Below are 22,010 nucleotides of genomic sequence, written 5' to 3' on the forward strand. Positions count from 1 at the left end.
TCCGCAACGCGAACCCGACTGGACATCATGTTGCAACCTAATCTAGTTTCCGGCAAATTTGGAGGCCAGACGGACCTGCGCGCCAGAATAGCCATCGTCGAGGACGAGCCCGACCTGCGGGAGGCGGTAGCCGAATATCTCGGCGCCAACGGCTATGACGTGACCGCGCTGGAAAGCGCCGACGCCATGCGCGCCGCCGTCGAGACCTCTTCCTTCCATCTGGCGATCCTCGACATCGCCATGCCCGGCGAGGATGGCCTGTCGCTCGGCCGCTGGCTACGCTCGAGGATGCCGGTGGGCATCATCTATGCGACCGCCGCCGGCACCGCGATCGACCGCATCGTCGGCCTGGAGCTGGGCGCAGACGACTACATGGTGAAGCCGTACGAGCTCAGGGAACTGCTGGCGCGCGTGCGCAGCGTGCTGCGCCGGGTCCCGCCGCCCGAGGAGATTCCGCCGCACCGAACCGCCGGCGAAGAGCCGGCGCGGCGCGCGGTTGCCTTCGGTGACTTCAGCGCCGATCTCGACGGCCGGGTGCTCACCGGCAGCGGCGGCACCGTGATCGAGATGGCCAAGAGCGAATTCGACGTGCTGGAGGTTTTCCTGTCGCGCCCGAACCGCCTGCTTACGCGCGCCGCCCTGTCCGAGGCCATCGGCCTTGGCGAGGAGCCGGAGACGTCCCGCGCCGTCGACATCCGCGTCATGCGGCTGCGCAAGAAGATCGAGGCCGATCCGGCCAATCCGCGCTACCTGCGCACGGTACGCGGCGAGGGTTACATATTCGCGCTGCCGGAAGACACGCACTGAGGCGGACGAAAGCCCGCCGGAGACTGCACCGATGCATGAACGGGACATCCGAGAGGCTGCAAGGCCCGGGGCCGACGGCACTACCGTGGCGGCGCTCCGGCTGACCCGTCTGCTGCGGCAGGCGCCTGACTGGCAGCGGGTCGTACCGGAGGTGCTAGAGGCGCTCGCCCGCGGGACGAACAGCCATCGCGGTATCCTGTTCCGGCTGCGCGAACTGCCCGACAAGGGCTTTTCCCAGTCGATCGCGGCATACTGGGCCGACGAATCGCTCGAGGGCATCGCCGGCTCCCCGACGACGATCAGCCAGGAGATTGCCGAAGCCGATCCACTGCTGCACCGCCTGTCGACCGAGGTGAGGCAGGGCAAGATCTTTACCGGCCTGACCCGCGACATCGAAGGTTTCCTTCGCCGGGATTTCGAGGAGCAGCACATCAAGTCGTTCCTGTCCGTGTCGGTCTTCGCGCACGGCCATCTGTGGGGCACGCTCGCCGTCAACGACTGCGTGCGCGAGCGCGCATGGTCGGACGACGAGGTGGCAACGATCGAGATCATCGCCATGGCCGTCGGCGACGCCATCGAGCGCTCCTTCTCGGAAGCGCATGTGAGCGAGATCATCCGCCGGACCATGGTCAAGGCGTCGCTCGACGCCATCATCGTCATCGACGAGACCGGCAGCATCATGGAGTTCAACCCCGCCGCCGAGAAGATGTTCGGCTACAGCCGCAACGAAATTCTCGGCCGCGACCTACTGGAAACCGTGATCCCGCAATATTACCGCGAGGGCTACGCCAACGGCGCCGAATACATGGCCGGGCGCGGCGCGCCGATGATCGGCCAGCGCATGGAGACGGTGACGCAGAACGCCTCCGGCGAGGTCTTTCCGATCGAGCTCACCGCCACCGAGATCCAGGTCGCCGACCGCCGCCTGATCTTCGGTTCGATCCGCGACCTGCGCGACAAGCATCGCGCCGAGGAGGAGATCAACCGCCAGCGCGACCGGCTGCACCAGAACGAGAAGATGGCGGCGATGGGCTCGCTGCTGGCCGGCGTCTCGCACGAACTGAACAATCCGCTCGCCGTGGTGGTGGCGCAATCGACCCTGCTGCACGAATTCGCGCCCGATCCGCAGACCAAGCTGCGGGCCGAGAAGGTGCGCGCGGCGGCGGAGCGCTGCGGCCGCATCGTCAAGAGCTTCCTCGGCATGGTGCGCCTGCACCCGCCGAGCCAGGGCGAGGTCGACCTGAACAACGCGGTCCGCGCCGCGCTGGAGGTGACGGCCTATGGCGCTCGCTCGAGCGGCATCATGATCGAAACCGACCTGATCCGCGGCGCGCTGTCGGTCATGGCCGATTCCGACCACCTCACACAGGTCGCCGCCAACCTGCTGGTCAACAGCCAGCACGCCCTCGCCGCCTCGACCGGCGACAAGCGAATCAAGGTGCGGACCTTCCGCCGCGACAACGGCAAATGCGGCTTCCTGGTCGAGGACAACGGTCCCGGCATCCCGATCAACATCCGCCACCGCATCTTCGAATCCTACTTCACCACCAAGCCGGTGGGCGTCGGCACCGGCATCGGGCTGTCCATCTCGAAGTCGATCGTCGAGCGCCACAAGGGCCGCATCTGGTATGAATCGGCATTCCCGACCGGCGCCCGTTTCGTGGTCGAGCTGCCGGCGGTGAACGGCGGTGCCGACTCCTTCGCCGTTGGCCCGGCTTCGGCGAGCGGCATCAGCCATGCGCTCATCGTCGACGACGAGCCGGACGTCGCCGCGTCGCTGTCGGACCTGCTGCTGCTGATGGGCATCAAATCCCGCTGCGTCCTGACCTGGACGACCGCGGAGGAGGTGCTTGGCGAGGAGGAGATCGACATCGTCTTCAGCGACCTCAGAATGCCCGGTGCCAACGGCCTCGCCATCTTCCGCGAGCTGATCACCAAACGTCCCGACCTCGCCGACCGCTTCGTTCTGGTGACCGGCGACATGATCGGGGCACGCGCGGAAGTCGACGAGCTGCCGGCCGACCATCGTCCGCAGATCCTGGAAAAGCCGTTCAGCACGCTCGACGTGCGCGGCGTTCTCGCGGTCGTCAACGACCAGCTGAAACGGTAGCGCGGAATACGACCAAGATTAATCGACATTCCGCTCTGTCTCTTTATTTTGTCGCATGATTTTTGTCCGAAAGGCTGCAACTTCTGCGACTTTTCAGGATCATGCTGTAGCCCTCAGGCAAAGGGCCCCTGCCGCCGTTGACGACAGGAGCCCCCGCTCTACGCCTGAGACGGCGTGGGAGGATGTCAGAGGATCTGGGCGATGCCGGTGGAGGTGGCGGCAGCGGCCCATTGCGGTTCAAGTTGCTCGCTCCTCACCACCCGGACCAGGCATTCGAGGTCGACCATTCCGGAGGGCAGCCCGAAGCAGGCCGGATCGGCTTCGCGGAACCGCAGGCGCGATGTCTTCGCCGTGGTCCGCACACCTTCGTCGAGTTTGGCCGGCGCGGCGAACGACGCGAAAGCCGGTCCACCCGCGCTCGGAACAAAGGCCATCGACAGGAAGGCCGCGCTCACGGCCAGCGAGAACATCATGATCGGATGGTCCGCAGAGCGCCGGCGCAACGCTAGCGACGGCACGAAACGGTGGCGTTCCCGATGTTGGAAACGGGAACCGAGGTCGGCGCGGTCGGAAAGCGCGGTCATCGTCGTCAGCCTGTTGGTTCTTATTGTATCTTCCCTGTGACTACGAAATTAGCCCAACTTTGTTTCCGACCGGTGTTGCCCGATTTTGTGGATTGTAACGCAAGGGAAACACCCGAACCGGGCAGCATGGGACGCACGCTCCACCTTGCAAGAAGCTGCGGCCGCTCATGAAGCTATCCGTTCATCCCGATCGGGCGACCGCCAGGTTCAACTCGCCGGCGCCAGGTCGATCGCCTGTCTGAACGCCCAGATGTGGCGGGAATAGCGGGACAGGCGTTGCACGCCGGCGGCTGGTCCGGCTTCGGCGTCGACGAGGTCGATCAGGGCGCTCGCGACGATAACGCCGTCGGCGATGGCGGCCACTGCCGCCGCCGCCTCCGGGGTCTTGATGCCGAAACCCACCATCACCGGCAGGGTGGTCGAGCGTCGGCAGCACGCGACGGCCGTCCCGATGGTTTCGATGGTGGCGGACGGGCCGCCGGTCGGTCCGACCACCGGAATGCAGTACAGGAAACCGCCGACGCCCGGACGCGGCGCGACATCCTTTTCCTCCAGCGTCATGGCAAAGAGCGGGATCATCACCATGCCATGCATTGCCAGCGCCGCCAGCAGCGCCCCGGCCTCGCGCAGCGGCATATCGGCGACGATGATGCCGTCGACGCCGCTGGCCGCCGCCCGCGCCGCGAACGCCTCATAGCCCATGACGGCGAGCGGATTGGCGTAGCCCATCAGAACGATCGGGGTCGCGCCGTCGGTCTCGCGGAAGGCGGCGACGAGGTCGAGGGTGCGGGCGAGATTGCCGCCGGCCGCCATGCCGCGCCGGTTGGCCTTCTGGATGGTGGCACCGTCCAGGATGGGATCGGAGAACGGATAGCCCAGTTCGATGAGGTCGATGCCTGCCGCGACGAAACCGTGCAGTTCCGCCAGGCTTTCCTCGAAACTGGGGTCGCTGGCGACCGCGTAGGTGGCGAATGCCCTGCGGCCCGCCGCGCGGAGGCGGTCGAACATGGCATCGACACGGGAGATGGACCGATAGGGACAGATCGAGGCGGCCATGGTCAGCTCTCCGGCCAGACGATGTCGAGATCCTTGTCGCCGGCGGCGGGCACCATGACCACCACCGCTTGCGACGGCGACAGGGTCTGCGCCAAAGCCTCCGCGGCGGCCAGCGCATGGCCGGCCTCCAGCGAGATCAGGATGCCCTCTCCTGACGCCAGGCGGCGCACCGCGTCACGGGCCTGCTCGTCCATGATTCGTACCGTCTCGACACGGCCGCCCGCCACCAGATCGGCCAGTTCCGGCGGCGAGCCTGGATAGGCCAGGCCGGAGGCGATCGAACCGGCAGGCAGGATGTGCCCGTTCTCGTCGCTCAGCACGAAAGTCTCGGCGCCATGCAGAATGCCCGTGCGCCCCGAGGCCAGCCGCGCCGAATGCGGCTGCCCCTCGCCGCTTCCCCCGGCCTCAACGGCGATCAGGCGGATGCCAGGGTCGGTGACGAAGGCCGAGAAGATGCCGACGGTCGAGGACCCGCCGCCGACCGCCGAGACCACCGCGCCGGGCATCAGCCCGGCGGCGATCAGCTGCAGCCTGGTCTCGCTGCCGATCACCGCCTGGAAGGCGCCGACGATACGCGGAAAAGGATGCGCGCCGATGGGCGCGCCAGCGACATAGGCGGTTGTGTCGCTCGACCCCATCCAATGGCGCACCGCCGCGCTGGTGGCCGCGTGCAGCGTGCCGTCGGCATCCTGGACGATCCTGAGGTCGGCGCCGAAGGCCCGCATCTTCTTGACCGCGCCGGGATGTCGCGCGGCGTCGCGCGCACCCATGTAGATGATGCTGGCCATGCCGAGATGGGCTGCCACGGCCGCCGTGGCGATGCCGTTCTGGCCCGAACCGGTGTCGGTGACGACGCAGGAAAGCCCCATGCGGCCGGCGAGCAGGCACTGACCGAGGGCCGAATTGGCGTAGTTGCCGCCGTTGAAGGTGAGATCGTCGCGCTTGAGCAGGATGCGGGCGCCCGCAGTCGGCAGCAGCCTGGCCACTGCCTCGGACAGCGGCGTGGGACGCCCGACGAAGTCGTGCAGCAGGCCGTCCAGCCGCATGCGGAAGCCTCGATCGATCCAGGCCTCCTCGAAGGCAGCCTCCAGGCGGTCGAGGACGGGTAGCAGCACCGGCGCCACGAACTGACCGCCGAACCTGCCATAGCGGCCGGGACGGTCCGGCGCGAGAGGCTGTGCGAGAGCCATGGTCATTTCGCCTTGCCGATGCGGCGGACCAGCACGGCGGCAAGGATGATGCTGCCGGTGATGATGTCCTGCAGGAACGTCGAGACCCCGAGAATGGTCAGTCCGTTGCTAATGACGGCGATGATGGTGGCGCCGACCAGGGTTCCGGGGACGTTGGCCTCGCCGTCGCGGAAGACGGTCATGCCGAGGAAGACGGCGGCATAGGCGGTGAGCAGGTAGCCGCCGCCTCCCGTCGGATTTGCGCTGCCGATGCGGCCGGTCAGGAGCATGCCCACCAGCGCCGCCAGCATGGCCGAGAGCGCGAAGGCCGCCATGGTGTTGGGCACTATGCGGACGCCCGCAAGCCGCGCCGCCTCGCGGTTGCCGCCGATGGCGTAGAGGCGCCTGCCGAACTCGATCTTGTCGAGCAGCAGCCAGGCCGCCACCGAAACGCCGATCATCCACCAGGTGAGCGTCGGCAGGCCGAACGTCCAGCCGCGGGCGATGTCGCGCACGCCGGGCGGCATGCCGCCGAACAGGGTGGCGCCGTCGGACAGCATGAAGGTGACGCCGCCGACGATGGTGCCCACGGCCAGCGTGGCGACGAAGGAGAGCACCTGGAAATGCGAGACGATGAAGCCGGAGAAGGCACCGAAGCAGCCGGCGGCCATCAGGACTATGACGAAAGCCAGTGGGGCCGGAACGCCGGCGGCGAACAGGACCATGACCAGAATGCCGCCGAAGGAGACCAGCGAGGCCGTGGCCAGGTCGAACTCGCCGGCGGCCATGACGAGCGTGACGCCGACGGAGACGATGGCCAGCAGCGACATCTGCTGAGTGATGTTGATCAGGTTGCCGGGCGTGCCGAAAGCGCCCGGAGAGGCGACGGCGAAGGCCGCGACGATGAGGATCAGCGCGAAGAGCGTACCGTATTTGCCGAATAGGTCGCTCATCATCGTTGCTCCTTGCGGTCCGAATGGGCGAAAGCCGCGGCAACGATCGTCTTGGGCACGATGTCGTCGCCGGCGAGTTCCGCGGTCATGACGCCGCCGGCCATGACCAGCACGCGGCTCGACAGGGCCAGCAATTCGTCCATGTCGCTGGTCGCCATCAGCACCGCCGCGCCCTGCGCGGCCAGTTGCCGGACAATCGCGTGGATCTCCGCCTTGGCGCCTACGTCGACACCTCGCGACGGCTCGTCGAGGATGAGCAGGCGGATTTTTCGGCCGGACCAGCGGCCGAAAAGCAGCTTCTGCTGGTTTCCGCCCGACAGTGTCAGCGGTTTCGCCCATGGCGACGCCATCTTTATCGAAAGCTGGTCCCGGATCGCCATGGCGCGGGCCGAAAGCATGCGCGCGCTCGCAACCGGCAGACGGGCGTGGGTCCGGACGGCGGAAAGGTCGGCGATGGCGAGATTGTCGGCAATGCTGCGCTGTGTGACCAAACCCTCGCCGCGCCGGTCCTCCGGCACGTAGGCGGCGCCGGCGGCGATGCGCCGGTCGATCCGGCCGGGCGCGAGTTCGACGTCGTCGATACGGATGCGGCCGCCGGCATGGTGCCGCGCACCCCAGACGAGCTTGAGCAGCGAGGATCGGCCGGCTCCCACCAGGCCATAGAGGCCGACGATCTCGCCTTCGCGGACGGTCAGCGAAACGCTCCCGCCCGAAGGGCCGAAAGGCAGGTCCGAAAGCTCCAGCACCGGTCTGCCCGGAGCGACGGGCGCGGATGGCGCTGGCCGGCGCTCCTCATGGCCGGACATCAGGCGAATGAGGTCCGCCCGGGTCGTGCCCACGATGCCACCGGTGCCCGTCGTGCGGCCGTTGCGAAGGACCGTGTAGCGGTCGCAGATGGCAAGGACCTCGTCGAGCCGATGCGAAATGAAGATGACGGCAACCCCCTGCGCCGCCAACGCCCGCACCGCCCGGTGGAGGCGCTCCGCCTCGCCGTCGGAGAGCGAGGCGGTCGGCTCGTCCATGACGATCAGCCGGGCGCCGTCGGTCATCAGCGCGCGCACGATTTCTACCAGTTGCTTCTGGCCGGTCGTCATGCGGCCGGCCGGCAGATCGAGCGGCAGATCGGGGGCGACGAGCCGGGCGGCGGGCTCGACCCGAGCGCGCATGGCCGCCCGATCAATGACCGGGCCGCGCCTGGGATAGGGCCTGCCGACGAAGCAGTTCTCGACCGCGGTGAAATGCGGCACCAGGCTGAGCTCCTGGTGGATGAAGCGGAAGCCTAAGGCTTCCGCTTCGCGCACGCCGGCGATGCCGCGCAGCGCGCCGTCGACCCTGATCTCGCCAGAATCGGGCGTGACGAGACCCGACAGCGTCTTGATCAGCGTCGACTTGCCGGCGCCGTTCTCGCCGAGAAGGCCATGCACCGACCCCGCCACGACGGAGAGATCAACGCCGTCGAGCGCCCGGACGCCGTCGAACCGTTTGCCGAGATGGCGGACTTCCAGCAGCATGGCTAGTTGCAGGTGACGCCGAGGGTCTGCGGCGTGATCATGACCGCCGGCACGTAGATCTCGCCGCTGTCGACCTTGCCGCCGCCCAAAACCTCGTCGAGTTGCTCGGCCCCGATGGCCGCCATCTTGCCGAAGTCCTGTCGGAGCGTCGCCTTGAAGTGCGTGCACGACTTGATCATGTCCACGGCCTGCGCATTGCCGTCGATGCCCATGATGATGAATTTCGCGTCGGGGCGCTCGGATTCGGCCGCAAGCTCGGCGCCGATGCCCGGATCGTCGAAGGCTGCCCAGACGGCGTCGATGTCGTCCCCGAACTGGCGCAGGAAATTCTCCATGGCGATGCGGCCGTCGTCGATGGGACCGGGCACCTTGACGAAGTGGGCGGCGGCGATCCGCACGTCGGGGTACTTCTTCAGCACCTCGTCGAGGCCGAGTTCGCGCTGGTGCACGCCGGGATGGGCGGAGTGGTAGAACTTGACGATCTTGCCCTTGCCGCCGATGGCCTTGAACAGCTCCTCCGACAACATCACGCCGAGATCGAAATTGTTGGAGGTAACGTTGACCGTCACGTCCTTTCCGGCGGTGCCGTCGAGCGACACCACCGGGATGCCGGCCGCTGCGGCGGCTGCCACCTGGTCGCCGACCTGGGCGTGGTCCACCGAGATCAGGACGATGGCGTCCGGCCTGGCGTTGACCGTGTCCTCGATGCGCGAGGCGAGCTGGCCGAAGTCGTTGCGCGTGTCGATGATGGTCGTGTTCCAGCCGCGCTTGTCGCCCTCGGCCTTGAAGGCCTGCGCCATTTCGTTGGTGGGGATGGAGCTGATGTAGGGCGTCAGGATGGTCACGTCGGCGGCGAAGGCGGCGGTGGCCGTCATCATGGCCGCCAAGGCGATCGGGATCGCTGTCAGTTTCATGGGCTAGTCCTCCTTGCTGGCAAAGCGGTTCGCATCAGGCCGTTCCCTTGCTGCCTGGCTGACCGAAGAGCTGAATCGGACGCAACGCCTCGATGGCGCCGCGGTAGGCATAAAACAGGGCGTCGTAGCGCGGCTGCATGGCCGGGTCCGGTTCGAACACGCGCTCGACCACCGTCATGGCCGGAACGGCATCGGCCATACGGGCGAAGCGCCCGACACCGACGGCGCCCATGATCGCCGCGCCGAGGCAGCCGATGTCGGGATGGGCGAGGCGATGCATCGGCACACCCAGGCAGTCGGCACGGATCTGGCTCCACAGATCCGAGCGCGACCCGCCGCCGCCATAGAGCAGGTGACCGGGGCGGAACCCGGCGGCGGCGGTCAGTGCCTCGAACAGCAGCCGTCCCGAGAGCGAAACGCCTTCGAGCACGGCCAGTGCAAATTCGGGCGCCGAGGCGCGGCTGTCGAGGCCGATGAAGGCGCCGCGGATATCGGCATCCCAGAGCGGCGCCCGCTCGCCCTCCAGATGCGGCAGGAAAAGCACCGGCCGGCCGCAGCGGTCCGCCTGCCCGGCCAGCCGCGGCACGTCGAGCGGCTCGACATTGGCGACGCCCGCCCACCAGCGCAGGCTGTCGCCGCCGCTCTGGGTGGGGCCGGCATGCACCACCATGCCCTCCAGTTCCGGGAACGTGACCACGCCGCCCTGCGCGCCGACACGGCGGTCCCCAGCCATCGCCAGGATCTCGCTGGTGCCGCTCATGTACATGCCCTGTCCGGGTCGGAAGACGCCGCAGCCGAACAGGTTGCCCCAGGCGTCCATGGTGCCGGCGACCAAAGGGACGGTGCGGCCCCCGACGCGCATGCCGCCGACAATCTCGGTCATCGGACGCACTGGCGGCAGACGCTCGGCCGCCCCGGCCACGCGTGCGAGAAGCCCGGCGACATAGCGGTGGTCCGGCCCGACCTGCCCCCAGGCCGACATCGGGTCGGTCACCGCCACGCCGGTCAGATGGAAGATGCAGTAGTCCTTGGGCGAGAAGACGTAGGCCGTCTGCGCCCACAGCGCGGGATCATGTCTGGCGAACCAGGCCATCTTGGCGAGCACATGGCTGGCGCCGATGGGGACGTCGACGCCCTCCCCCCACCACTCGGCCTTGTCCGCCGCGCCGATCGAGGCGCCGAGAGCGGCGGCCTCGTCAAAGGCGCGCACGTCCTGCCAGACGATCGCCGGCGCCAGCGGCACGCCATTCCGGTCGGTGAAGACGTCGGTGTTGACCTGACTGCAAAGCCCGACCGCGGCGATGTCGGCAGGATCGGCGTGGGCGGCAAGCGCGGCGATGCCGTCGCGGACGCCGTCCAGCCAATGGCGCGGGTCCTGCTCGACCACGCCGAAGCCCGGCCGCTCGGTGGGGTAGGCGCGGCTCCAGCTGGCGACGGCGGCGCCGTCGGCGCGGAACAGGCCGCCCTTGACCTGGGTGGTGCCGATGTCGAACCCGACGAACAGCTCAGCCATCCAGCCCCCTCCGCAGGTCACCGAGCAGTCCGGCAAGGCGCGTCGGACCCGACAGGGCGGCCCGCAGCGCTTCCGAACCGACGACGACGCCGCTGCCACCGAGCTCGACCATGGCGCGCGCCTGCTCGCCGCTGGAGATGCCGAAGCCGGGCAGGATCGGCGCCGCCACGCCGGCACGGCGCAAGCCCGCGATGCGTTCGGCGTTGCCGGGATCCACCGCGGCGCGGGGTCCGGTGACGCCGGCCGCGGCCTGGAGCATCACATAGAACTCGGCACGGCGCGCTGCTTCGACGGCGTCCTTGCCGATCGGCAGGGCGACGAAGGCCGAGCGTTCGAGTCCCGCCAGCCCGGCAGTGGCTTCGAGAGTTTGGCGGAGCGGATCGGCTTCCAGCGCGACCACCAGCAGGCTGTCGAGCCCGTTCCAGAAATCCTCATCCACCAGGCCCGGATGATCTTCGTCCGCATAGGTCATCAGCAGCGCGGCGGGGCGCAGACGGTGCCGGGAGAGCCGCGCCAGCAGCAGGTCGAGGTCGCGTCGGGCACGGCTGCGGTCGGCACGCGCCATCGACTGCCGCACGGCGGGTCCGTCCAGATAAGGATCGGGGGAAGCAAGGCCGATCTCGATCACGTCGACGCCCTCTCCGGCGTAGACGTCGATGAGTTCGACCGGAACGAGCGGATCGCCGAGCGGAAAATAGCAGGAGAGCACCGGCGTTTTGCCGGCGGCAACTGCTCCGTGTTTGACCATTTCCGGCACGCTCAACGCCTCGTCGGGTAACGAGGACGTTGTCTAGCCGGCTTTTTTCGTCGCCGTCAGGTGGACCGCCGGGATAGCGCTCGAAATCTGCAGGATATGGACAGGTCAGGCCCGGTCTTCCGACGGCAGCACGCCGAACGCACGTCTGTAGGCCGACGAGAACCGGCCGGGATGATGGACGCCCGCACGCCTCGCCGCTTCGGCCGCCGAAAAGCCTTCGCGGATGAAGCGGCGCGCCTGCTCCATGCGGATGTCGGTGAGAACAGCCAGCGGCGAGCGCTGGTAATAGCGCTGGAACCCGTCGAACAGCGACCGTTCGGAGATGCCTACGGCGCGCGCCACGTCCGGCATGGACAGACGTTCGCCGTATCGCCCCCTAAACAGGTCGATGACCAGCTTGACCTGGCGCGGGGTGGCGTGCAGGCGCTCCAGGACGATGGAGCCGGCCTGGCGGAAGGCGATGTTGCGCAGCAGGTCGTCGATCAGGCTGGGCACCACGGCATCGAGTTCCCGGTCAGCCGCGGGCTGCCCGTTGGTGACCGCATCGGCGAGGTGGCCGAGCACCTGCTCGATGTGGCGGCCGCAGGCGCTGCGCAGATCGATCACCGGGTTGAACACCGGCGGGCTGCTCGGCGAGCGCCGCGCAAAGCGCTCGATCCTGGCCTCCACCAGCTCGCGGCGGATCTGCAGCATCAACTGCCGCGTGCCGCCGCGCCAGTGGGACACGAAACGCGGGCCGGGAGAGAGCAACAGGGCAAGGCCGCGGCCGGTGCGAAAGCTGTCGCTGCCGAAATCGATGTCCACGCCGCCGTCGAGCGGCAGTTCGAGCATGTAAAAATCCTCGAAGCTCGAGGCGATGGAGACTTCCGCGCCGTATTGAAGGATGTTGAAGGCGGAATTACCGCCCTCCATGGCGATGTGGCGGAAATCCAGCGCTTGGCTGCCGGACATGACGTCCAGCCTGTGGCCGCAATAGCGTTGCGACATGTAGGCCGCGGCGTCGGACAGATCCGTCGCCCGCTTGCGATGCACGGTGGTTCCGGCGGCACGGCAGTCCTGCCCGGCGGACGGCGCGTCCGGCATCATTCCCCTCCCGCTGCCAATCGCTGATGACACCGAAAATCTGCGGCGCCGCCAGGCAAAGGTCAATATGCCGAGGGCGTCGGATCAAGCCGCGAGCTGCTGCAGGTAGCGTTCGGCTTCCTCCGGCACCGCGAACCATGGGAACAGGTCCGGCGGGTTGTCGAAGCCGTTGGCGATGCGCTTCGCCAGCGCCGGAAAGGCCTGCGCCGACCCCATGAGGGACAGCACATGCGGCGGGGGCGGCTGCAGCAGCGCATTCGTCCAGCCGACGACGAACCGGGCATAGTTCCAATAGGCGCCGAACGTCGCCTGCATGAAGTTCCCGTCGAATGGTCTGTCGCCATGGGCGAGGATCGCGTCCATGGTGATGCGGGCGGCTTTCGAGGCGTTGTTCGAACCCTGCCCGGTGATCGGGTCGTTGAGGCAGACGGCGTCGCCCAGCCCGAGCACCAGCCGGCCGGACGGCAGCCGGCCGATCGGCTTGCGCACCGTCGGCGGGAAGGCGCCGGCAAGGATGCCGTTGGCGTCGGTGAGTTCGACGGCGCGGCAGCGTTCCGCCTCCCACGGCAGGAAGGTGTCGAGAATCCATTTCGAGCGGGCGAGGTGTTCCGACGGGGTGGCGACATCCTTCCAGCAGTCCATCGGGCCGCCCGGAATGCCCTCGAACACCATGATCTCGCACGGGCCCGAATGGGTGAGCGCCGGAAAGACGAAATACTCGCCGACGCCTGGGATCAGGTTGAAATTGACCGCCGAATGGTCGGGACGCGGCGTCATGCCGTGGACATAGGTCAGCGCCAGCGCCCGCTGCGGCTTGTCGAATGGCGACTTCTCCGCATCGCGCTCGAACAGCCTGCCGATGTCGCCCTTGCCGGCCGCGACGATGGTGAGGTCGGAGGCGGCCGCGTGTATTTCCAGGTCCCCGATGCCGGCGTCGCGGATCTCGAGGATGCCGCCACGGCGCTCGAACTCGCCCATCCAGACGGGGATCTTCATCCGCTGGTCGACGCTCTGGGCCGGGCGTTCGAGCAGCCCGTTCCATGCGATCAGCTTTTCGCTCGCCCTTTCCGGCGAGGGTACGACGAAGTTGATCGAATCGACCGTCGGGCATTCGGCGCCCCAGAAGTCGAGACCGACGTCGCGCTCGTTCCGCAGGGCGGAGTCGAACATGCACTGGCTGGACATCACCCTGCCGGAGCGCACGTCGTCGGCGGTGCGGTTCTGCACGATGGTCACGTCGTAGCCATGCCGAAGCAGGCCGCAGCCGAGCTGCAGGCCGGCCTGGCCGCCGCCCAAAATGGTGATCTTTCGTTTGCCGGTCATCGATGGTCCCCTTTCTTCCGTCGTTGCCGTCACTGCATCAGCAGCGGAATCGCCGGGGCGACCCGTTCGGGGCCGATGGCCGTGTAGCCACCGTCGACGCGCAGGTCCGTGCCGGTGATGAAGCTCGCAGAATCGGAGAGCAGGAAGGCGACGGCCTCCGCCACTTCGGACGGGTCGCCGGTGCGCTTCAGCAGGTGGAAGGGCGCGGCCACACCGTCGGTCTTGGCGCGGTCGTCATTGGTCAGCTGCTTCATGATGTTGCTCCACGTCCAGCCGGGAGACACGGCGTTGACGCGGATGCCGTCGGGCGCAAGGTCGAGCGCCTGGTTGCGGGTGAGTTGCAGGATTGCCGCCTTGGACACCGGATAGACCCAGCGCCCGACCTGCGCGACGCGTGCCGAGATGGAGCCGAAGTTGACGATGGCGCCGCCCGCTTTCGCCAGATGCGGCCGCGCCGCCTGCATCAGCATCACCGAGCCGACGATGTTGACGTCGAGCGCCTTCAGCCAGTCGGCACGGACCGTCTCCGCGCCATTGTCCAGATAGGTGCAGGCGACGTTGACGAGGAAATCGAGACGGCCGTGGCGCTCGACGGTCGCCGCCACCAGGGCGGCGATGTCGGCGTCGCTGGTAACGTCGGCGCGCACGAAGCTCGCCTTGGGGCCGACACCGGCGGCAGCTCGCGCACCCGCTTCCGCATCGATGTCGGCGATCACCACGTCGACGCCGTAGCCTGCCAATATCTCGGCGCATTTCTCGCCGATCAGCGTCGCGCCGCCGGAGATGATCGCCGTCTTCCCATCCAATCCCTTCATCGGGACCTCCTTATCGTCATGTGTTGCTCAGGCCGCCGAAAGCTGGCGCAGGACCGGGGAGAAGCCGCCGTCGACATAGACCAGCGAATGCCCCTCGCCGAGAACGGTCGCCACCACATGGCCAATCAGGATGACATGGGTGGCATGGTGCACCAGCCGCTCCAGCCTGCACTCGAAGGTGGCGAGACCATCCCTGACGACCGGCGCTCCGGTAGCGCCCGCTTGCCATTCGCCGATCGAGAACCGCTCGCCTGCGGCGAGCGCCGTCTGGCCGGCGAAGGCACGCGCGACGTCCTCCTGTGCATGCGACAGCACGTTCACGGCGAAGACGCCGGAGGCCGGCACGAACTGCGCCACCCAGGTCTTGCGGTTGACGCATGCGATCAGCGAGGGCGGCTCGGCCGAGAGCGAGCAGATCGCCGTCGCCGTCAGGCCGCGGCGTTCACCATCACTGCCGATCGTCGTGACGACCGTAACGGCGCCCGCCACCTTGCGCATGCCCGCAAGGAATAGGTCCATCGACATCGGAACCCTCCATCATCCGTTCCCGTCCGATGCGATGAGCGGCGGCGCAGGGCCGAAGACCGGGCTCGCATTTCTTTTAGACTTCAACTAGTCTGACAGTCGGATGGGCCGGCCCGCAATCCGGATTGCGCGGCCACTATCCGGATTGCGCAGTCCGAACGATCGACGAGGTATCGTTGGAGGGTTGCCGGAGTGGAGGCGGTCAGTCACAGCGGCATGCTCGCGGCGCACACGCTGGTCGACACGCGCTCGCCCGAGGAAGCGCGCCAGGAGATCGGCCGCATCTTCTGTCCGCATTTCCTGTCGCCGGTCGGCCGCGAAGGTTTTCACGCCGTCCATCGATCGTCGCGGCAGCGAGGCTTCTCACTCAACTTCGTCAGCTACGGCTGCGCAGTCGACATCGATCCCGGCGAGCTGTCGCGCTTCTTCCTGCTGCAGATGCCGTTGTCGGGGACGGCCAGCGTGCGCTGCGGCAAGGAGACGGCATTGGCCAGTCCGCGGCGCGTCGCCTCGCTGCTGTCGCCGACCCTGCCGACGGTGATGCGATGGTCGGACGGATGCGACAAGCTGATCGTGCTCATCGAGCGCGAGGCACTGCAACTGCAAGGGGCGGCACTGGCGGAGCGCGGCATCGGCGACATCGAGTTCGCCACCGCGATCGACATCGCAGCCGCGCCGGGACGGCTGATCGTGGACCATGTCGGGCTGATGGCTGAAAGCGTCGCGGCGGGCGGGCCGATGGCGGCGAACTATCTGGCGCGGCTGGGTGAAAGCCTGGGCTACCTGCTGCTGTCGTCCCTGCCTCATTCGCAGCGAGCAGCACTCGACGGGCCGCCCCCCGCCGCGCTCGGGCGTAATGCCGTGGCGCGCGCCGAGGAGTGGATCCGGGACAATGTCGACCGGCCTTTCACCGCCGCCGACGTGGCCGAGGCGGCCGGCACCAGCCTGCGTTCGCTGCAGGAGGGGCTGCGCAGGCAAAAGGCCACGACGCTGATGCGTATGGTCGAGACAATCCGCCTCGACCGGTTCCGTGCGGCGCTCACCGATCCGTCGGGCCGGCAGACGGTGACCGAGGCCGCCTACGCGGCGGGTCTCGGGCATCTCGGCCGGGCGGCGATCGCCTATCGGCGGCGCTATGGGGAGACGCCTGTCGAGACGCTGCGGCGGAAAAAGTAGCGGCCTCCGGAAGACGGGGGCAGACGAGGAAGGCACGCCGGGCCGTCGCGACGGGCGTCAGGCCCGGCGACCGATAGTTTACGCATGTAAAAAACAGAGTTGACGAGGATCAAGAATATTGCAATCCTCGTTCACGGGACGGCCTGCCTTGGCCTTGTCCCGATCGTTTGCATCAGGGAGGAGAACCTGCAAATGGAACGTCGTTCATTCGTCAAATTCATGGGAGCCGCCGGCCTTGCCGCGCCGGCGATCCTGACCACCGGCCGCGCCGCGGCCCAGGACAAGCCGACCATCGCGCTGATCCCCGGCCTCACCGCCGACGGCTTCTACGTGACCATGCACAAGGGGGCGCAGGCGGCGGCCGAGGCGGTCGGCGCGCAACTGATCTACCAGGGCGCGGCGGAATGGAACGTGTCGCTGCAGGTGCCGATCCTGGACGCCGTCATCGCCAAGAAGCCGGCCGCCATCCTGATCGCGCCCAACGACAAGACCCAGATGATCGAGCCGCTGCGCAAGGCGCATGACGCCGGCATCGCGGTGGTCTGCGTCGATACCTTCATCGGCAGCGGCGTCTTCCAGACCGGCGCCGGCGATGCGGATTTCCCGATCTCCTACGTCGCCTCCGACAACGTGCTCGGCGGCCGCATGGCGGCGCGCGCGCTGGCCGCGGCGATCGGCGAGAAGGGCAAGGTCTACGTCTCCAACGTGAAGCCGGGCATCTCGACCACCGACCAGCGCGAAGAGGGCTTCAAGCTCGAGATCGCCCAGCACAAGGACATCGAGGTGCTGGAGACGCAGTTCAACGACGACGACGCCAACAAGGCGGCGGCACAGTTCCAGGCGGTGCTCGGCCGCGTGCCGGATCTCGCCGGCGTCTTCGGCGCCAACCTGTTCTCGGCGGGCGGCACCGCCAACGGCGCCAAGCAGGCCGGCGTCGCCGGCAAGGTGAAGATGGCCGGCTTCGACGCGCCGGAATCCATCGTCGCCCAGCTCAAGGACGGAACCTTCGAGCTGACGATTGCCCAGCATCCGGCGGAAATCGGCTATTTCGGCTTCATGGCCGCCTATGCCCACGCCACCGGAAATCCCGTCCCGACCCATATCGGAACCGGCTTCACCGTAATGACAGCCGCCAATATCGACGATCCGAACGTCAGCAGATACCTCTACAAGAGCTCATAACCTTCCCTTCGCCGAACGACCGCCGCCGGTGCGCGGCGGTCGTTCCATCCGCGCTCCAGGGAAAGTGAAATGACCGCTCCCGAAACCGTCGTCCCCACCGGCAAGTCCGGCATCTACATGCCCAGACGCTCGCTGCTCATGCGCATCGCCGATATGCGGGCATGGCTGTTCCTCGTCGTCCTCATCGCCTTCTTCGAAGTCTGGTCACGCTCCGCCTACGGCGTGAGCTTCATCCTCAACACCTACAATCTGCAGTCGATCTCGGTGTTCGCGACCGCGCCGCTGCTGCTGGCGCTCGGCCAGACCTTCGTCATCATCTCGGCCGGCATCGACCTGTCGCTCGGCTTCGTCATGGGCCTGGCGTCGGTGATCGCCGCGCATGTCGCCAACTATGCCGCCCTGCAGCTCGGCCTGCCGCCGCTGGCGGCCATGCTCGTCGGCATGCTCACAGGCATCGCCATGACGATCATCCCCGGCCTCGTCAACGGCTGGCTGATCGCGCATCTCAAGGTGCCGCCCTTCATCGGCACGCTCGGCATGTACGGCGTGGCGCGCGGCGCCGCCTACCTCTTCGCGGGCGGCATGACCATCTCGGTCAGCAACTCGTGGTACAGCACCATCGGCAACGGCCGGGTGCTGGGCATACCCGTTCTGGTGATCCTGGTGGCGATCGCCTGCCTGATCATGCACTACCTGCTGTCGCAGACGCGCTTCGGCCAGCACACCTACGCCATGGGCGCCAGCCAGGCTGCGGCGCGGCGGGCCGGCATCAACGTCAAGAAGCTGACGATGAAGATCTACCTGCTGTCCGGCATCATGGCAGGGGTGGCGGGCGTGCTCTACACCGGGCGCTTCTCGGCAGGTGCGGCGCAGGCCGGCGAGCCGCTGCTGCTCGATTCGATCGCCGCCGTGGTGATCGGCGGCGCAAGCCTGTTCGGCGGCTCCGGCACCATCCTGGGCACCGTCGCCGGTGCGCTGGTCATCGCCGTCATCCAGTACGGCCTGGTCTTCATCAACGTCGAGCCGTTCTGGCAGTTCATCGCCGTCGGCACCGTCATCATCATCTCCGTGCTGGTCGACCAGACGCAGCGCCGCTTCACCGGAGGACGCCAGGTTGAGTGAAACCATCCTTTCCGTCCGCAACGTCTCGAAACATTTCGGCGGCGTGCAGGCCCTCAACAAGGTCTCGTTCGACATCCATCCGGGCGAGGTGGTGGCGCTCGCCGGCGACAACGGCGCCGGCAAGTCGACGGTGATCAAGGCGATTTCGGGCGTGTTCCGCTACGACGAGGGCGACATAGAGCTGGACGGCCGGCGCATCGCCTTCTCCAGCCCGCAGGAGGCCCGCGAAAACGGCATCGAGACGATCTACCAGGACCTCGCGCTCGCCGACAATCTGTCGATCGGCGCCAACATCTTCCTCGGCCGCGAGCCGATGACCCGGCTGTTCGGCTTCCTCCCCGTCATCGACCGCAAGATGATGGCCGAGGCAGCGAGGGTAACGATGGAAAAGCTGGATTTCCACGTCAGCCGCCTCGATGCGCCGGTTTCGGCTTTTTCCGGCGGCCAGCGGCAGGCGGTGGCGATCGGCCGGGCCATGTACTGGAACGCGCGGCTGGTGATCATGGACGAGCCGACGGCGGCGCTGGGTGTCCCGGAGCAGCGCAAGGTGATCTCGCTGATCCAGTCGCTGAAGGCGCAGGGCAAGGGCATCATCTTCATCTCGCACAATCTGCGCGACATCTTCGAGGTTGCCGACCGGATCGTCGTGTTCCGGCGCGGCGAGAACGCCGGCGAGCGCATCCCGGGCGAGACCACGGGCGATGAGATCGTCAGGCTGATGGTGGGCAAATAGTTCCGTCAGGCCGACTTGCGCAGCACCAGGGCGCCGGTCAGCAGAATCCTGTCGCCGGCGGCCGCACCGTCGCCGGCGATATGGTCGAGCAGCATGCGCACGGCCACTCGCCCCATCTCGTCGCAATCCTGCGCGACGGTCGTCAGCGGCGGCGAGGTGTAGGCGCTAAAACGCTGGTTGTCGTGGCCGGCGACACGGTAGTCGCAGTCCGGACCGTAGCCGACCTTCAGCCCCGCCTCGTACATGGCGGCCATCACCCCGAGCGCCATCCGGTCGTTAGGGCAGAGCACGGTGCGGGTCGCGAAACCGCCCTCGCGCAGGATGCGCGCCGTCTCCTCGAAGGCCACCTTCTCGAAGTCCCAGTCCGACGGCGACAGGCCGGCATAGCGCGGCTGCAGCCCGAGCCGCTCCATCGTCGCCGTATAGGCGGCCCGCCGGTCCGAGGAGTTCCTGTTGGTGCGCGGCATTTCGAGATAGGTCGGCGGCTCGCCCGACCGGCACAGATATTCGGTGATGAGCGGAATGGTCTGGTGGTTGTTGGTGCCGACGAACGGGCCATCCTCATCGAGCGGAGCGTCGACGAAGATCAGCGGCGTCTCCCGCGCCAGGCTCTTCAGCCGGGCATGGTGCGACGTCTCGCCCAGCGGCGCGATCAGCGCGCCGGCGACGTTGAGCGCGGTGATCGTCTCGATGGCGCGCGCCTCGATCTCCGGGCGTCCGTTGGAACTCAGCACCAGCGCCAGATAGCCTGCGTCGGTCGCCTCGGTCTCCACGCGCTGCGCCAGCGTCATGTAGAACGGGTCGGTCGGATCGGGGATGATCAGTCCGATGATCTTGGACCTGCGCCGGTTGAGGTTCACGGCAAACAGGTTGGGTCGGAAGCCCGACTTCTGCAGGACTGCCTCGATCCTCGCCCGTGTCTTGGGGCGGACGGACATCGGGTCGTGGAAGAATTTCGAAACGGTCGGCCGCGACAGGCCGACCGCCCGCGCGAATTCTTCCATCGTACCGATCTTCTTCGACTGCAATGCGGCGATTCCGGCTGTCTCACTTGACTAACAGCCGGGTCGTAAGTTTACAACGGTCGGAATTAGTTTACGGGTGTAAACTTTGATGCTCGCCGATTGAAGTTTCCCCTGTCACCAGCAGGTATAGCCCGCGTCGACGGGAACGATGGCGCCAGTCATCAGGCTCGACGCCTCGGACGCCAGGAAAAGCACAGCGCTGGCGACTTCGAAGGCCTGGCCCATCCGCCCCATGGGCGTGTCGTGCAGCCACGCTTCCATGCGCTTGGCGTTTTCCGGATTGGCCGTGACCATCAGCGTCTCGATATAGGTGGGCGCGACCGCGTTGACGCGCACGCCGTGCGGCGCCCATTCCGCCGCCATCGACCGCGTCATGTGGTGCACCGCCGCCTTCGATACGTTGTAGGGGGTCTGCGGCTGCGGCCGGTTGGCGATGGTGCCAGACATCGAGCCGAGATTGACGATCGAGCCACGGCCGGCCGCGATCATGTGGCGGCCGAAGGCGCGCGAGCACCAGAACACGCCGTTGACGTTGACGTCCATCGTCTCGAGCCATTCGGCATCGCCGACATCCTGCGACGGCACGCCGCCGCGGCCGATGCCGGCATTGTTGATGAGGATCGAGGCGGCCTTGCCGCGCGCCGCCAGTTCGTCGGCGATCTCGGTCATCCGCGCCGAGGAGGTGACGTCGCCGACGATCAGCTCGGCCTGATGGCCGGCCGCAAGCAGCGCCTCGAGGCCTGCCCGACCGACCGTTTCGTCGCGCTCGACGATGACCACCCGCGCCCCGGATTCGGCCAGTGCCTCGGCGCTGCACAGGCCAATGCCGCGCCCGCCGCCCGTCACCACCGCGACGTCGCCCTCCGTCCTGAAACGCTTCTGATACATGCCGTCCTCCCTGATTCCGATGCCGTTCAGATGTCGAAGTTTCGTGGAAGAATGACGATGTCGCGGATCGTCACCGTGCGCGAGCGCGTCAGCATGAACACCAGCACCTCCGCGATCTCCTTCGGGTCGAACAGGTTGCCGGCCGCGATCGCCCGGTCGAGGTTTTCCTTGGGCCAATTGGCGACCAGCGGGGTCAGCACCGGCCCTGGCGCGATGGCGCCGACGCGGATGTTGTGCTTGGCGACCTGCCGCCGCAGCGCATGGACGAACGCCTGGACCGCGTGCTTGGAGGCGGTGTAGATCGGCTCCCAGGGGACCGCGGTATGGCCGGCGACCGAGCTGGTGACCACGATGTCGCCCTCTCCTCTTTCAATCATGTGCGGAAGCACGGCGTGGATGGTGCGGAACACCGCATTGACGTTGAGTGTCAGCATGCGGTCCCAGGCATCGGGATCACCGTCGACGACGTCGCCGCCGATATAGGCGCCGGCATTGGCGTGAAACGCGTCAAGGCGCCCGGCCTTCTGCAGGATGCCCGGCAGCATAGTGGCCACGCTCGCCGGATCGGTGAGATCGATCCTGAGCGGGATCGCGTCGGGGCCGAGTTCGGCAGCCAGGTCGCGCAGCTTGTCCTCGGCATAGTCGACCAACACCACTTTGGCGCCGGCATCGAGGCAGCCACGCACGCAGGCCAAGCCGATGCCCGAAGCCGCGCCGGTGATTGCCACGACCTTTCCCGAAAGTTGTCCGCTCATCTTCGTCCT

The 22,010-nt window shown here is 67.4% G+C and carries 21 protein-coding genes; 6 read left to right on the forward strand and 15 right to left on the reverse strand.

Annotated elements, in window-relative coordinates; translation table 11 throughout:
- Positions 1 to 27: 27 nt before the first annotated feature.
- Complete coding sequence (locus tag C7I84_RS19865; protein ID WP_207771043.1) at positions 28 to 807, forward strand: response regulator; 780 nt, start codon at positions 28 to 30, stop codon at positions 805 to 807.
- Positions 808 to 838: 31 nt separating this feature from the next.
- Positions 839 to 2,917 carry an ATP-binding protein gene (locus C7I84_RS19870; RefSeq protein ID WP_106773959.1) on the forward strand — a complete coding sequence of 693 codons (2,079 nt, stop codon included), beginning with the start codon at positions 839 to 841 and terminating at the stop codon, positions 2,915 to 2,917.
- Between the two features lie 185 nt (positions 2,918 to 3,102).
- On the opposite strand, the gene C7I84_RS19875 is transcribed toward C7I84_RS19870, so the two are convergent.
- The 12 genes from C7I84_RS19875 to C7I84_RS19930 all read right to left on the reverse strand — a co-directional run bounded on the left by C7I84_RS19875 (position 3,103) and on the right by C7I84_RS19930 (position 15,120).
- Complete coding sequence (locus C7I84_RS19875; RefSeq protein ID WP_106773960.1) at positions 3,103 to 3,501, reverse strand: hypothetical protein; 399 nt, start codon at positions 3,499 to 3,501, stop codon at positions 3,103 to 3,105.
- A 207-nt stretch (positions 3,502 to 3,708) separates the two neighbouring features.
- Entirely contained in the window at positions 3,709 to 4,557 is an 849-nt protein-coding gene (trpA, locus tag C7I84_RS19880) for a tryptophan synthase subunit alpha (protein ID WP_106773961.1), read from the reverse strand.
- A gap of 2 nt (positions 4,558 to 4,559) precedes the next feature.
- Positions 4,560 to 5,747, reverse strand: a complete 1,188-nt coding sequence (locus tag C7I84_RS19885; protein ID WP_165816146.1) for a pyridoxal-phosphate dependent enzyme — start codon at positions 5,745 to 5,747, stop codon at positions 4,560 to 4,562.
- 2 nt (positions 5,748 to 5,749) lie between these two features.
- Positions 5,750 to 6,679 (reverse strand): ABC transporter permease, encoded by a 930-nt coding sequence (locus tag C7I84_RS19890; RefSeq protein ID WP_106773963.1) that lies wholly within the window; start codon positions 6,677 to 6,679, stop codon positions 5,750 to 5,752.
- Entirely contained in the window at positions 6,679 to 8,190 is a 1,512-nt protein-coding gene (locus tag C7I84_RS19895; RefSeq protein ID WP_106773964.1) for a sugar ABC transporter ATP-binding protein, read from the reverse strand. The genes C7I84_RS19890 and C7I84_RS19895 overlap by 1 nt, the downstream gene beginning before the upstream one ends.
- A 2-nt stretch (positions 8,191 to 8,192) precedes the next feature.
- On the reverse strand, positions 8,193 to 9,104 hold the full coding sequence (locus C7I84_RS19900; protein ID WP_245428511.1) for a sugar ABC transporter substrate-binding protein: 912 nt from the start codon (positions 9,102 to 9,104) through the stop codon (positions 8,193 to 8,195).
- A 34-nt stretch (positions 9,105 to 9,138) separates the two neighbouring features.
- Positions 9,139 to 10,617 carry a xylulokinase gene (locus C7I84_RS19905; protein ID WP_106773965.1) on the reverse strand — a complete coding sequence of 493 codons (1,479 nt, stop codon included), beginning with the start codon at positions 10,615 to 10,617 and terminating at the stop codon, positions 9,139 to 9,141.
- Positions 10,610 to 11,365 (reverse strand): tryptophan synthase subunit alpha, encoded by a 756-nt coding sequence (locus C7I84_RS19910; protein ID WP_106773966.1) that lies wholly within the window; start codon positions 11,363 to 11,365, stop codon positions 10,610 to 10,612. Before C7I84_RS19910 ends, C7I84_RS19905 begins: the two co-directional genes overlap by 8 nt.
- Before the next feature lie 114 nt (positions 11,366 to 11,479).
- Positions 11,480 to 12,457: an AraC family transcriptional regulator gene (locus C7I84_RS19915; protein WP_165816147.1), complete on the reverse strand. Its 978-nt coding sequence runs from the start codon at positions 12,455 to 12,457 to the stop codon at positions 11,480 to 11,482.
- 84 nt (positions 12,458 to 12,541) lie between these two features.
- A complete protein-coding gene (locus C7I84_RS19920; protein ID WP_106773968.1) occupies positions 12,542 to 13,780 on the reverse strand; it encodes a styrene monooxygenase/indole monooxygenase family protein in 1,239 nt (412 codons plus the stop codon).
- Between the two features lie 29 nt (positions 13,781 to 13,809).
- A complete protein-coding gene (locus C7I84_RS19925; protein WP_106773969.1) occupies positions 13,810 to 14,595 on the reverse strand; it encodes an SDR family oxidoreductase in 786 nt (261 codons plus the stop codon).
- A 27-nt stretch (positions 14,596 to 14,622) separates the two neighbouring features.
- Positions 14,623 to 15,120 (reverse strand): flavin reductase family protein, encoded by a 498-nt coding sequence (locus tag C7I84_RS19930; RefSeq protein ID WP_106773970.1) that lies wholly within the window; start codon positions 15,118 to 15,120, stop codon positions 14,623 to 14,625.
- Positions 15,121 to 15,312: 192 nt separating this feature from the next.
- On the opposite strand from C7I84_RS19930, the gene C7I84_RS19935 reads away from it, so the two are divergent.
- The 4 genes from C7I84_RS19935 to C7I84_RS19950 all read left to right on the forward strand — a co-directional run bounded on the left by C7I84_RS19935 (position 15,313) and on the right by C7I84_RS19950 (position 19,333).
- The gene (locus tag C7I84_RS19935; protein WP_133170124.1) at positions 15,313 to 16,296 is read left to right on the forward strand and encodes an AraC-like ligand-binding domain-containing protein; all 984 of its coding nucleotides are present in this window, start codon (positions 15,313 to 15,315) and stop codon (positions 16,294 to 16,296) included.
- A 192-nt stretch (positions 16,297 to 16,488) separates the two neighbouring features.
- A complete protein-coding gene (locus C7I84_RS19940) occupies positions 16,489 to 17,478 on the forward strand; it encodes an ABC transporter substrate-binding protein (protein WP_106773972.1) in 990 nt (329 codons plus the stop codon).
- Between the two features lie 69 nt (positions 17,479 to 17,547).
- Positions 17,548 to 18,600: an ABC transporter permease subunit gene (locus C7I84_RS19945; RefSeq protein ID WP_207771044.1), complete on the forward strand. Its 1,053-nt coding sequence runs from the start codon at positions 17,548 to 17,550 to the stop codon at positions 18,598 to 18,600.
- Positions 18,593 to 19,333 (forward strand): ATP-binding cassette domain-containing protein, encoded by a 741-nt coding sequence (locus C7I84_RS19950; RefSeq protein ID WP_106773973.1) that lies wholly within the window; start codon positions 18,593 to 18,595, stop codon positions 19,331 to 19,333. Before C7I84_RS19945 ends, C7I84_RS19950 begins: the two co-directional genes overlap by 8 nt.
- Before the next feature lie 5 nt (positions 19,334 to 19,338).
- Here C7I84_RS19950 and C7I84_RS19955 read toward each other — a convergent pair whose 3' ends face one another.
- The 3 genes from C7I84_RS19955 to C7I84_RS19965 form a co-directional block, all read right to left on the reverse strand.
- Positions 19,339 to 20,337, reverse strand: a complete 999-nt coding sequence (locus C7I84_RS19955; RefSeq protein ID WP_106773974.1) for a LacI family DNA-binding transcriptional regulator — start codon at positions 20,335 to 20,337, stop codon at positions 19,339 to 19,341.
- Between the two features lie 135 nt (positions 20,338 to 20,472).
- Positions 20,473 to 21,246 carry an SDR family NAD(P)-dependent oxidoreductase gene (locus tag C7I84_RS19960; protein WP_106773975.1) on the reverse strand — a complete coding sequence of 258 codons (774 nt, stop codon included), beginning with the start codon at positions 21,244 to 21,246 and terminating at the stop codon, positions 20,473 to 20,475.
- A 26-nt stretch (positions 21,247 to 21,272) separates the two neighbouring features.
- Positions 21,273 to 22,001 carry an SDR family oxidoreductase gene (locus tag C7I84_RS19965; protein WP_106773976.1) on the reverse strand — a complete coding sequence of 243 codons (729 nt, stop codon included), beginning with the start codon at positions 21,999 to 22,001 and terminating at the stop codon, positions 21,273 to 21,275.
- Between the last annotated feature and the right edge of the window lie 9 nt (positions 22,002 to 22,010).

This window comes from Kumtagia ephedrae, from assembly GCF_003012745.1.
GTDB classification, from domain to species: Bacteria; Pseudomonadota; Alphaproteobacteria; order Rhizobiales; family Rhizobiaceae; genus Kumtagia; species Kumtagia ephedrae.

Excerpts from the sequence above, each read along its gene's own strand:
- C7I84_RS19870 (WP_106773959.1), top strand. The coding sequence starts at position 839 with ATGCATGAACGGGACATCCGAGAGGCTGCAAGGCCCGGGGCCGACGGC.
- C7I84_RS19925 (WP_106773969.1), bottom strand. The coding sequence starts at position 14,595 with ATGAAGGGATTGGATGGGAAGACGGCGATCATCTCCGGCGGCGCGACG.
- C7I84_RS19920 (WP_106773968.1), bottom strand. The coding sequence starts at position 13,780 with ATGACCGGCAAACGAAAGATCACCATTTTGGGCGGCGGCCAGGCCGGC.
- trpA (WP_106773961.1), bottom strand. The coding sequence starts at position 4,557 with ATGGCCGCCTCGATCTGTCCCTATCGGTCCATCTCCCGTGTCGATGCC.
- C7I84_RS19910 (WP_106773966.1), bottom strand. The coding sequence starts at position 11,365 with ATGGTCAAACACGGAGCAGTTGCCGCCGGCAAAACGCCGGTGCTCTCC.
- C7I84_RS19945 (WP_207771044.1), top strand. The coding sequence starts at position 17,548 with ATGACCGCTCCCGAAACCGTCGTCCCCACCGGCAAGTCCGGCATCTAC.
- C7I84_RS19965 (WP_106773976.1), bottom strand. The coding sequence starts at position 22,001 with ATGAGCGGACAACTTTCGGGAAAGGTCGTGGCAATCACCGGCGCGGCT.
- C7I84_RS19905 (WP_106773965.1), bottom strand. The coding sequence starts at position 10,617 with ATGGCTGAGCTGTTCGTCGGGTTCGACATCGGCACCACCCAGGTCAAG.
- C7I84_RS19885 (WP_165816146.1), bottom strand. The coding sequence starts at position 5,747 with ATGGCTCTCGCACAGCCTCTCGCGCCGGACCGTCCCGGCCGCTATGGC.
- C7I84_RS19930 (WP_106773970.1), bottom strand. The coding sequence starts at position 15,120 with ATGTCGATGGACCTATTCCTTGCGGGCATGCGCAAGGTGGCGGGCGCC.
- C7I84_RS19875 (WP_106773960.1), bottom strand. The coding sequence starts at position 3,501 with ATGACCGCGCTTTCCGACCGCGCCGACCTCGGTTCCCGTTTCCAACAT.
- C7I84_RS19895 (WP_106773964.1), bottom strand. The coding sequence starts at position 8,190 with ATGCTGCTGGAAGTCCGCCATCTCGGCAAACGGTTCGACGGCGTCCGG.
- C7I84_RS19865 (WP_207771043.1), top strand. The coding sequence starts at position 28 with ATGTTGCAACCTAATCTAGTTTCCGGCAAATTTGGAGGCCAGACGGAC.
- C7I84_RS19890 (WP_106773963.1), bottom strand. The coding sequence starts at position 6,679 with ATGAGCGACCTATTCGGCAAATACGGTACGCTCTTCGCGCTGATCCTC.
- C7I84_RS19960 (WP_106773975.1), bottom strand. The coding sequence starts at position 21,246 with ATGTATCAGAAGCGTTTCAGGACGGAGGGCGACGTCGCGGTGGTGACG.
- C7I84_RS19900 (WP_245428511.1), bottom strand. The coding sequence starts at position 9,104 with ATGAAACTGACAGCGATCCCGATCGCCTTGGCGGCCATGATGACGGCC.
- C7I84_RS19940 (WP_106773972.1), top strand. The coding sequence starts at position 16,489 with ATGGAACGTCGTTCATTCGTCAAATTCATGGGAGCCGCCGGCCTTGCC.
- C7I84_RS19955 (WP_106773974.1), bottom strand. The coding sequence starts at position 20,337 with ATGGAAGAATTCGCGCGGGCGGTCGGCCTGTCGCGGCCGACCGTTTCG.
- C7I84_RS19915 (WP_165816147.1), bottom strand. The coding sequence starts at position 12,457 with ATGCCGGACGCGCCGTCCGCCGGGCAGGACTGCCGTGCCGCCGGAACC.